The following is a 10,881-nucleotide window of genomic DNA, read 5'->3' on the forward strand; positions in this document are numbered from 1 at the left end:
TGTGATATATGTAATTTGTTATAACACTATCTGCGAAGAAGGTGACGCGTGTCAAGAAGCCTGCAAGAAAATAGTGCGAAGACCCTGGAAGAGGCCGATTGGGTGCAGCCGATCGTCAAGGAGAACCTGAGCGATCGCGCCTATTCCGACCTGCGCCAGGCGCTGATGCGCGGGCAGTTGCGACCGGGCGCGCTCCTGCGCCTGCGGCCGATGTCGGCACGATTCGGGATCAGTGCCACGCCGATGCGCGAAGCCCTGCTGCGGCTCGTGAGCGAGAAAGCGTTGGCCCTCGACGCACGCGGAACCGTGGTTGTCCCCACCCTCACGCTCGACCAATTGCTCGAGATCCGCGCGGTTCGGACCGATCTGGAGGGGCGCGCGGCAGCGGCAGCGGCCAGATGTGCGTCCAAGCAGGAAATCGACGGGTTGGAGGCTATCCATCGGCAAATCTCGCAGTGCCATCTTTCGCAGCAGTTCGAAAAGGCCGTCGACCTTAATACCGAGTTCCACCTGAGCCTGTGCCGCATTGGGCGCATGCCGATCGTCTACGATATCGTCGAAAGCCTCTGGGTACGCTGCGGGCCGATCCTGTCGCATCTCTACGACGCCGGGCTGCCGGACTGGGAGCCGCATCCACACTTGCGCGTAATCGCGGCGCTACGGGCCGGCGACGGAGAAGGAGCGCGCGATGCCATCCGTGAGGATATCGAGCGCGGAGGCCAGGGCCTCCTGACACACGTGAAGGATGTCGACCCTGGCACGTAATGGGCTGGCGCTCCGTCATCGCCATGCGAACGCGGGACGATCAATGTCATGTGCCCCGGCACCCACTGCTCGCTTTTGCAACTTTCGAGATAGTGGGCCTTGACGCAACGTCGCCAGGTTGGTGACAGCGTTGTCACAATGGCGACTGCCGGAACCGACGCGAGCCTCGCGACTCATAAGCAAGTCGTGCTCATAAGTATGGAGGAGGAAAACCTGGGTGGGCTTTCTTGGACTCGCTCGAACACCGACCGAATCCAATGTATGATACATCAAGTTTTTGCCTGAAGTGCAAGGATCCTCTGGAATGGACGAGCTGCAAGTCCTGAACCACGCGAACCTGAGTGATACCGTCTATGCAACGCTGTGCGACGCCTTGATCAAGGGCCGATTCAACCCCGGCGACCGTCTGAAGATTCGCGATCTTGCCGAGCAGCTGGGCACGAGCGTGACGCCCGTGCGAGACGCCATTCTTCGCTTGAGCCACGACGACGCACTTGTTTTCCAGACCGCCCGCAACATCCAGATCCCGCACATGACCAAGGCACGATACCTGGAAATCAGGGCTATTCGCCTCCGGCTTGAGGCGTTGGCGGCGGAAACAGCCGCTTCGGTGGCGAGCCAGAAAGATATCCAGGATGTGAGGAGGATCCTGGATGCAAACGAAAAGGCACTGGCGGAGGGCGACCGCCTGGCCGGGGCCGAGCTCAACCAGGCGTTCCACTTCCAACTGGCGACAATCGCGAAGCTGCCCACCCTCCACAGCATCCTGCGCCGGCTTTGGCTGCAGATAGGCCCGCTGATCGCTGATGTCTATCTTGCTGGCGGTCGCGATATGATTGATTACCATTATGCCGTCCTCGAGGCATTGGAGCACCATCGTCCGAAGGATGCCGCCGAGGCCATCATGAGCGACATTCTGAACGGGGGCAAAGTGCTGCTGGACAAGGTCCAGGGCTCCTGAATAGAGCGACTCCGGCGCTGTTGGGGGAAGGGCCGCCGCTTGCCGCACCGGCCCCTCTTCTGTCTCATGCGAGGGTGTAGGCCGTCTTGACCGACGTATAGAACTCGCGGGCATAGGCACCCTGTTCGCGCGGCCCATAAGACGAGCCCTTGCGGCCGCCGAACGGCACGTGATAGTCGACGCCGGCCGTCGGAAGATTCACCATCACCATGCCGGCGGCGGATTTGTGCTTGAAGTCCTCGGCATATTTCAGCGAGGTCGTGCAGATGCCGGACGACAGGCCGAATTGCGTGTCGTTTGCGATCTCGAGGGCGTCGTCGTAGTTCCTGGCGCGAATGACTGTTGCGACGGGCCCGAAGATCTCCTCGCGATTGATGCGCATGTCGTTGCTCGTCTCGACAAAGAGCGCCGGCGACATGTAGTAGCCCGGATGCTCGCGGTTCAGCCGCTCACCACCGAATGCAAGCCGCGCGCCTTCTTCCTTGCCCAGGCGAACATAGTCCAGATCCTGCTCGAACTGGCTCTCGCTGACGACGGGGCCGATCTCGCTCGCCTTGTCGAGCGCGTGCCCAACGCGCAGTTTGGAGAGCTTGGCGACGACGCCTTCGACGAACCTGTCGTGAATGCCGTCCTCGACAATCAGCCGGCTCGACGCGGTGCAGCGCTGGCCGGTCGAGAAGAACGCGCCGTTGACTGCCGTATTGATCGCGAGGTCCAGGTCGGCGTCGTTCAGGACGACAAGCGGGTTCTTGCCACCCATCTCCATCTGGACCTTTTTCCCACTCTGGAAGCAGGCAAGACCGATGCGGCTGCCCGTCGGCACCGAACCGGTGAAGCTGATGGCGCGCACCTTCGGATGATCGACGAGGGCCTGGCCGACCTTGGAACCGGGACCCATCACGAGATTGAAGACACCGTCAGGAAGTCCGGAGCGCGAGATGATTTCGGAGAGCGCCCAAGCCGAGCCGGGAACCATTTCCGCCGGCTTGAAGACCACGCAGTTGCCATAGGCCAGCGCTGGGGCGATCTTCCAGGCCGGGATGGCGATCGGGAAGTTCCAGGGCGTGATGAGGCCGATCACACCTTCTGGCTCGCGAACCACATCGATGTCGACGCCCGGGCGCACGGAACGGACACGCTCGCCGTTAAGCCGCACCGCCTCCCCTGCGAAAAACTTGAAGACACGGCCCGCGCGGACGACTTCGCCGATACCTTCCGACAGGATCTTGCCTTCCTCGCGCGAGAGCAGCGTGCCGAGCTCTTCGCGACGCGCCAGAATCTCGGTGCCTATCTTGTCGAGGATGTCGGAGCGCACTTCGGGCGTGGAACGTGACCAGGAAAAAGAAGCCGCTGCGGCCGCCTCGATTGCGGTGTTGGTCGCAGCCGCGTCGGCGGACGCGTAGAGCCCGATAACGTCGTTCGTGTCGCTCGGGTTGATGTTGCGGATCCTCGACGATCCTTCGGTCCATTCGTTGCCGATGAAGTTACGCATGAGTTCCATGAAATGTCTCCGATGGTTTCGTTGGGGAAGGGCCACCTTGCAGCAGGCGGTCCACGATCATTCGACCGATCGGAATTGCGGACGTCGCGGCCGGCGATGGCGCGTTGCAGACGTGGAGCATCCGTTCGGTCTGTTTGAAGAGAAAGTCATGGACAAGGCTGCCGTCGGCCATGACCGCCTGCGCACGAATGCCGACTTGCAGGGCAGTGAGGTCGTCGAGCGTCAACGACGGGCAGTATTTCCGGCACTCCTTGAGATAGCGAGACCGCGACGCCGAATTGGCAAATTCGCTGATGGCCGAACGCCAGTTCCGCGCCGCCATTTTCCAGAAGCCGGGAAATGCCGCCATAGTCCAGACATCGGTCAGGGCGAAGCTCCCTTTGGGATAGCCCTCGCGCGCAAAGCCCAGCACGGCATTGGGACCGACGGTCATGCCTCCATCGATTGTCCGCGTCAGATGAATTCCCAGGAACGGCAGGTCAGGGTCGGGAATCGGGTAAATGAGGCGCTGCGTTACGCCAGCCTTCGATGCCGGGAGCAGGTAATACTCCCCGCGGAACGGAACGATCCGGTGATCGATCCTGAGCCCGGCCATGAGGGCGACACGGTCCGACTGCAGGCCGGCGCAGACGATCAGCTTGCGGGCTTCGATGCGATGGGATGCGCTCTCGATCCGCACGCTCTGGTCCCGCTCGCGGATGGCGGTGACCTCGACCCCGCACCGAATTTCGCCGCTGCGGGCCTCGATGCGCCCTGCCATCGCCCGGCACACGGCCGAATAGTCGACGATCCCGGTCGCGTGGACGAGCAGGGCGCCCAGGCCGGCGATATTCGGCTCGTCCGATCGCAATTGCGATGTTGATAGACGAGTGTATTCGATGCGGTTCTGGCGCGCCCTTTCTTCCAGGGCGTCCATTCGCTGCATCTCGGCCTCGTTCGTCGCGACCAGCAATTTGCCGCAGGTTTCAAAGGGGATGCCGTTCTCGGTGCAGAATTGCTTGGTCGCCTCCGCTCCCTCGCGGCAGAGCTTCGCTTTCAGGGAGCCCGGCGCATAGTAAATCCCGGCGTGGATCACACCGCTGTTGTGACCCGTCTGGTGGCGCGCGAGTTCGCGTTCCTTTTCGAGGAGCACGATGCTGACGCCGGGCATCCCCTCCTGCAGCGCCATGGCGACCGCCAGGCCAACGATGCCGCCCCCGATGATGCAATAATCGTACATTCCGCAAACCCACCCGACCCTGCTGAACCGAAGGCGGCCAGCCCTGCCTCTGCTCATCGTCTTTCCGGCATTGAACACGTATGATGCATCATACGTCAAGATGAAAACCTGCCGGATGTGTCAAGCGGTTTGGATCAGTCCGTCTCGATTTTTTGTGCTGGATCCGGCCGTCTTCGGCACAGTGGAGGTCCACAATTCTCGCTGGAATGCTGTGCCAAAATTGTGATCCGCGCATGGTCGATGCCTCCGCGACCAACATCTCGCTCGCAGCCGCCGTACAACATTTCGTGCAAACTCCGTCCTTGTAAGTATGGCATCCCGATCTGGTTCTTCTACCGGCCCGCCAAGATTACCCCGGATTGCAATCGATGCGCTTAGCGGCCGCATAGCCGGCCTAGCCGTCGGTTGACCTGGAAAAAACCTGGATGCCACAAAGCCCCGATGAAAAACGACCGGTCTTTGTTGCCGATACAGAGGCGACCCAACCCACTTCGCGCATCTAGTCTTTGCCAAGTGAGCTATCGGGAACTAGATTGTCTGCAATAGTGCCAAAAATGAGAGAGCAAGCGACTCCGCCAATGTACGAACAGCCTATACACCTCGTTGAATTTATTGATCATTTCACGAGATCGCGTCATCGTTGAAAAACCATGCCATCAAGTTTCGCCATCTGCAGACATTTGTCGAGGTCGCGCGCCAGAAGAGCGTGATGAAAGCGGCCGGAATCTTGCATGTCAGTCAGCCGGCGGTTACCAAGACGATCCGCGAACTGGAGGAGGTGCTGGGCGTCGCCGTGTTCGAGCGCGAGGGGCGCGGCATCAGGATCACCCGCTATGGCGAGGTCTTTCTCCGCCATGCCGGTGCCGCGCTGACAGCGCTCAGGCAGGGGCTCGACTCGGTCTCGCAGGAACGGTCCGGCGAAGGTCCGCCGATCCGGATCGGGGCGCTGCCGACCGTTTCCACCCGCATCATGCCCCGCGCCATGGCGCTCTTTCTGAAGGAGGAAACCGGCACCCGCACCAAGATCGTCACCGGAGAAAACGCGGTGCTGCTTGAACAGTTGCGCGTCGGCGACCTGGACCTTGTCGTCGGCAGGCTCGCCGCACCCGAAAAGATGACCGGCTTTTCCTTCGAGCACCTCTATTCCGAACAGGTGGTCTTGGCTGTACGCCCAGGCCATCCGCTCATCGCTGGCAAGCAATCGATCTTCGCTCATCTCGGGGACTATCCCGTTCTGATGCCCACCCGTGCTTCGATCATTCGTCCCTTCGTCGAGCGGCTCCTGATTGCGAACGGCATTGCCAGCCTGCCGAACCAGATCGAGACCGTCTCCGATTCCTTCGGCCGCGCCTTCGTGCGCTCGAGCGACGCGATCTGGATCATCTCGGCCGGCGTCGTTGCGACGGATATCGACGACGGCCTGCTGGCGACTTTGCCGATCGACACCAGCGAGACCAAGGGGCCGGTCGGGCTCACCATGCGCACCGACGCGATCCCGTCCTTGCCGCTCGCCATCCTGATACAGACCATCCGCGAGGCGGCCGAAGAGGCGATGCCGACTGGCTGAACGCTGTGCCAGGAAGCGGCGCTTTACTTTCACCGACCGATCGCGAGAATTCCCGGCACCGGCGTTTTCATCCCTGTCGTCCGTCATGTCCGAAACAGAACTGCAGCTCGAAGATTTCGCGGAAGACCATGCCCGGGACCTGCCGAGCTGGTTCCCGACACTGCAATCGCTCATCCAGTGGGGCGGACCGGATGTCCGCTTTCCGCTCGACAAGCGACAGATCGAGGCGATGGTCGCCGAAACTGCCGGCTCGGAGCCGAAGCGCTGGATCTTTTCCTGCGTCGCGCGAGGCGCCGTTGCGGGCCATGCACAGGTCGCCCTCGACTGGCGGAACGGCGTCGCGCGCCTCGCCCGGATCGCGGTCAATCCGCTCTTTCGCGGCCAGGGGCTCGCCCGTCCCTTCCTGCGGCTCGTCGTTCAGCGTGTCTTTGCAGCTCCCGCATTCGAGCGGCTGGAACTCAACGTCTATACCTTCAACAGCGCGGCGATCCGCACCTATCTCAGCCTCGGTTTCATCGAGGAAGGCGTACGCCGCTCGTCGGTGAAGGTCGGCGACGAACGCTGGGACACCGCAATGTATGGCCTGCTGCGCAGCGATCTGGCCGACATTCAGTAGGACGACTCGACGGAGCAGTGATGCCGCCTGCAGCCTGTCGCGCACCTGGAGTATTTCCACCAGAGGGTAACTAGGGGGTGGCACCCCGGCAATGGCGGCATTGCGCCGCGTCTTTGCTAATACCCTCTCGCCGCGCCCGCCCCGATGCGGCTGTCGACGGCCCCGTTATAGCGGGCGCCGCCGCCGGCCTCGATCTCCGTCAGGTTTTCGCCGCCGACGAGGATGCCGGTCGCCTGTCCCCAGATCATCCAGTTTTCGTCGATCTCAACGTCATGGCCCATGGCGGCGAGAAGCTTGCGGGTATCCGGCGAGAGCGCATAGGGCTCCATGAACACCTTGTCCGGCAGCCATTGATGGTGGAGGCGCGGCGCGTCGACTGCTTCCTGAATGTTCATGCCGTGGTCGATAACGTTGATGATCGCCTCGAGCGTGATGGTGATGATACGCGCGCCGCCGGGGCTGCCGATCACCATGAAGGGCTTGCCGTCCTTGGAGATGATCGTCGGGCTCATCGACGAGAGCGGCGTCTTGCCCGGCGCGATCGCGTTCGCCTCGCCCTGGACGAGACCATAGAGATTGGGCGCGCCGGGCTTGGCGGTAAAATCGTCCATTTCGTTGTTGAGCAGGATCCCGGTTCCGGGTGCCACCACACCCGCACCGAAGGAGCCGTTCAGCGTATAGGTGACGGCGACCGCATTGCCCTCGTCGTCGATGATCGAATAGTGGGTCGTTTCCTTGCTTTCGGTGAAACCTGCCGGCATCAGCGCCTGTGAGACGCCGGCCCTGAAGGGTTCGATCTTCTCGCGGATCTCCTTGGCATAGGCCTTGTCGACGAGCTTGCTCACAGGGTTTTCGACAAAGTCCGGATCGCCGAGCGCCGTGTTGCGGTCCACATAGGCGTGCCGCATGGCCTCGATCATGGCATGGACCGTCTCCGCCGAACCGTAGCCGAGATAGGAGAGCGGATAGCCCTCGAGGATGTTGAGGATCTCGCAGATGATGACGCCGCCCGACGACGGCGGCGGCGAGGAAACGATGTCATAGCCGCGGTAGTTGCATTTCACCGGTTCCAGCTCGCGAACGGCATATTGCTCGAAGTCCTTCTTGGCGAGGATGCCGCCTTTTTCCACGCTCGCCTTGACGATCGCGTCGGCGATCGCACCCTTGTAGAAGGCGTCCGGCCCCTTCTCGGAAATGCTCAGAAGCGAGGCGGCGAGATCGGCCTGGATCAGCTTTTCGCCGACCGCGAAGGGCTTGCCGTCCGGTTTCAGAAAGATCGCCGCTGCCGCCGGGTCCTTTGCCAACCTCTCGGTTTTACCGTCGAAAGAGTCGACGTCGCCCTGCTCCAGAACGAAGCCTTCCTTGGCGAGCTTGATCGCCGGCGCAATCAGTTCCTCGAGCGGGCGCGTGCCATAGCGGCTGCGCGCGTACTCGAAACCCATCACCGGGCCGGGCACCCCGACGGCCAGATAGCCATTGGTGCTCAAGCCTTTGACGAGATTGCCCTTGTCGTCGAGATACATGGATTTGGTGGCGGCGAGTGGCGCACGTTCGCGAAAGTCGAGAAAGGTGGTCTTGCCGTCCTTGAAACGGATGGTCATGAAGCCGCCGCCGCCGATATTGCCGGCGGTCGGATAGACGACGGCGAGCGCATAGCCGACGGCAACCGCCGCGTCGACCGCGTTGCCGCCCCTTTTCAGGACTTCCACGCCGATGTCGGAGGCGAGATGCTGGGCGGTAACGACCATGCCGTGCTCGGCTTTGATCGGCTCCGGCGACGCCGCCCGGGCCCTCCACGGTGAAACCGCGATAAGCGCGAATATCAAAGCAAGGGACAGGCTCTTCAAGCTCAGATAGCGCATGCTTTCCTCCGGCGACTGGAATGATTGCCCGCTCTTGCATGATTCCTTAAATCCGAATCGATTTAAGGACAAAATCATGCAGCAATTCAAAGCGCTACAGCAACCTTTGCGCGTGATTGGACGCGCGGCGCTGTAGATGATGCCTTCAACCGATGACTGTAGCAGCAAAATTCACCGGTTGCACTCAGGAAGGGGCCCGCATCAATCGCCGGAATAGCGCTCCTCGCGCCAAGGATCCCCGCGCATGTGATAACCGTTCCGCTCCCAGAAGCCGGCCATGTCGGCAGCGCGAAAATCGATCCGCCTCAGCCACTTGGCACTTTTCCAGAGGTAGAGGTGCGGTACGATGAGGCGCAGCGGACCGCCATGGGCGCGGCTGATCGGAGCGCCTTCCCAACTTGTCGCGAGGATCGCGTCTTCTGCGGCAAAATCGACGAGCGGAAGATTGGTAGTATAGCCGTCATAGCTCGTCAGTACGACGTATTCTGCCTCGGCCTTTGGCATCACACGGTCGAGCAGGTCGCGGGTCAGCACGCCCTGCCAGCGATTGTCGTAACGCGACCAGGTCGTGACGCAATGTATGTCGGAGAGACTGTCGCTCCGCGGCAACGACTGAAACGCCGCCCAGTCGAGCGACAGCGGGTTCTCGATGAGGCCCGTCAGGTCAAGCCGCCACGTCTCCAGCACGATGTGCGGCTGCTGCCCGAGATCCAGAACCGGCCAGTCCTTGACGAGGTGCTGGCCGGGGGGCAGACGGTCGGTCTCCGGACGTGCGACGCGCCCGGTCAGGAACTTGCCATCCGCCGCCCAGCGCCGTTTGGTGGAGGTCAGTTTCGTCTCCAGTACCGGTTCGTCCTCGGCCATGATGCACCCGCCCGTCGATTTTTTTATTTCTGAGGCCGATTTGAGGCTCGAAAGGCCGCGGCGTCAAGCAAGCGGTTCGGGTGTCTGCCATACCCGTTCGAGCTAACTCGGCCGGGTGAGTTCATTGACTATCCACTTCCGCCATGACACTCTCTGCTGCAGTGCAGCAATGCTGCACACCTGTCTCGTACGGTCACCCTGCTCGGTGGAGGACTGTTTTCTTGCGGCCGGATGAACACCTCTTCGGAAACGCGCGCGCACTCGCGCCAGCCCGGTGGCCTTCGCCCACGCGCGGCCTGATATCGCAGGTTGCGCCCACCCAGGAGCGACCGACCCAACAATTGCCGTCATTCTGGGGTTGATGCCTTTCGCCTCGCCCGTTCGGGTGAGACGCCAGCGGTCACGGTGAAACGTCTCTATGAAGGAGAACAGTGGTATGAAAGTTCTGTTTGCCGGCGGAAACGGTTATTATCCGGAGTTCAGCGGCGGCGTTCAGTCGAGCACGCACCACCTCGTCCAGCAATTGCGCGACCGTGGTCACGAGGCCGGCGTATTGGCCGCATTATTCGGCGACGGCATGTTCGGCTTCAAGGCGCGCGTCAGGCTCAAGTTGTCCGGGGAGCGCGGCGTCATGGACAGCTTTCCGGGCTATCCCGTCGTTCGCGCCTGGCATCCCTGGGAGGCAGCAAGTTTCGCCGTCAACAAGCTCCGCCCCGACGTTGCGGTTGTGCAGTGCCACAAATCGGTCCCGATCGGAAAGGCGCTGCAGGTGCACAATGTGCCGCTGGTCATCTATCTTAGAAACGTCGAGTTTCACGAACTCGCGGGCGATCTCAGGGAACTGACCGGCGCCTACTACATCGCCAATTCGGAATTCACCGCCCGCACCTACAAGCAGAAATACGGCATCGATTCGGTGGTCATCCCGCCGACGATCAATCCCGAAACCTACAAAACGCCGACGACGCGAAACTACGTGACCTTCATCAACCCCTACAAGGAAAAGGGATTCGAGCTGGCGGTCCGCATCGCCGAACAATGCCCCGACATTCCTTTCCTGTTCGTCGAAAGCTGGAAGCTCGCCGACGACCATCGGGCAGAGATCGAGAAGATCATCGCGCCGTTGAAGAACGTGCGGCTCGAAAACCGCACCAGCGATATGAAGACCGTTTATGGGCGAACGAAGATCCTGCTTGCGCCGAGCAAATGGGAAGAGGCTTGGGGACGCGTGGCGTCCGAAGCCCATTGCAGCGGTATTCCGGTCGTCGGATCGACGCGCGGCGGATTGCCGGAGGCAATCGGCGAAGGCGGCATCCTTCTCGACCACGATGGACCGCTCGAAGAATGGACCGGAGCGATCCGCCGCCTCTGGAGCGACGATGCCGAATACGAACGGCTGTCGGCGGCCGCCTCGAAATTCGCCGCGCGCCCGCTCATGCAGCCTGAACGCCAGTTTGCGGCCTTTCTCGAGGTCCTGGATCGCGCTGCCGCGAGCCGCCTCTCTGCACTCAAGGCTTCTTGAGACC

Annotated in this window: 9 protein-coding genes; 5 read left to right on the forward strand and 4 right to left on the reverse strand. The window is 61.7% G+C overall.

Going from position 1 to position 10,881, the window contains the following annotated elements:
• Positions 1-48: 48 nt before the first annotated feature.
• Both ILFOPFJJ_RS16915 and ILFOPFJJ_RS16920 read left to right on the forward strand, forming a co-directional pair.
• A complete protein-coding gene (locus ILFOPFJJ_RS16915) occupies positions 49-765 on the forward strand; it encodes a GntR family transcriptional regulator (RefSeq protein WP_173511731.1) in 717 nt (238 codons plus the stop codon).
• A gap of 304 nt (positions 766-1,069) precedes the next feature.
• Complete coding sequence (locus ILFOPFJJ_RS16920) at positions 1,070-1,726, forward strand: GntR family transcriptional regulator (RefSeq protein ID WP_173511732.1); 657 nt, start codon at positions 1,070-1,072, stop codon at positions 1,724-1,726.
• Positions 1,727-1,790: 64 nt separating this feature from the next.
• On the opposite strand, the gene ILFOPFJJ_RS16925 is transcribed toward ILFOPFJJ_RS16920, so the two are convergent.
• Together ILFOPFJJ_RS16925 and lhgD are read right to left on the reverse strand one after the other, a co-directional pair.
• Positions 1,791-3,227, reverse strand: a complete 1,437-nt coding sequence (locus tag ILFOPFJJ_RS16925; RefSeq protein WP_173511733.1) for an aldehyde dehydrogenase family protein — start codon at positions 3,225-3,227, stop codon at positions 1,791-1,793.
• The gene (gene lhgD, locus ILFOPFJJ_RS16930) at positions 3,211-4,446 is read right to left on the reverse strand and encodes an L-2-hydroxyglutarate dehydrogenase (RefSeq protein WP_173511734.1); all 1,236 of its coding nucleotides are present in this window, start codon (positions 4,444-4,446) and stop codon (positions 3,211-3,213) included. The genes ILFOPFJJ_RS16925 and lhgD overlap by 17 nt, the downstream gene beginning before the upstream one ends.
• A gap of 640 nt (positions 4,447-5,086) precedes the next feature.
• On the opposite strand from lhgD, the gene pcaQ reads away from it, so the two are divergent.
• Positions 5,087-6,013 (forward strand): pca operon transcription factor PcaQ, encoded by a 927-nt coding sequence (gene pcaQ, locus ILFOPFJJ_RS16935; protein WP_173511735.1) that lies wholly within the window; start codon positions 5,087-5,089, stop codon positions 6,011-6,013.
• An 85-nt stretch (positions 6,014-6,098) separates the two neighbouring features.
• On the forward strand, positions 6,099-6,629 hold the full coding sequence (locus ILFOPFJJ_RS16940) for a GNAT family N-acetyltransferase (protein ID WP_173511736.1): 531 nt from the start codon (positions 6,099-6,101) through the stop codon (positions 6,627-6,629).
• A gap of 116 nt (positions 6,630-6,745) precedes the next feature.
• Here ILFOPFJJ_RS16940 and ggt read toward each other — a convergent pair whose 3' ends face one another.
• A complete protein-coding gene (gene ggt / locus ILFOPFJJ_RS16945; protein ID WP_173511737.1) occupies positions 6,746-8,491 on the reverse strand; it encodes a gamma-glutamyltransferase in 1,746 nt (581 codons plus the stop codon).
• A 201-nt stretch (positions 8,492-8,692) separates the two neighbouring features.
• Positions 8,693-9,355 (reverse strand): sulfite oxidase-like oxidoreductase, encoded by a 663-nt coding sequence (locus ILFOPFJJ_RS16950; protein ID WP_173511738.1) that lies wholly within the window; start codon positions 9,353-9,355, stop codon positions 8,693-8,695.
• A gap of 436 nt (positions 9,356-9,791) precedes the next feature.
• Between ILFOPFJJ_RS16950 and ILFOPFJJ_RS16955 the strand changes: the two genes are divergently transcribed.
• Positions 9,792-10,877 carry a glycosyltransferase gene (locus tag ILFOPFJJ_RS16955; protein WP_173511739.1) on the forward strand — a complete coding sequence of 362 codons (1,086 nt, stop codon included), beginning with the start codon at positions 9,792-9,794 and terminating at the stop codon, positions 10,875-10,877.
• Positions 10,878-10,881: the final 4 nt, after the last annotated feature.

Source organism: Sinorhizobium psoraleae (assembly GCF_013283645.1).
Classification (GTDB): Bacteria; Pseudomonadota; Alphaproteobacteria; order Rhizobiales; family Rhizobiaceae; genus Sinorhizobium; species Sinorhizobium psoraleae.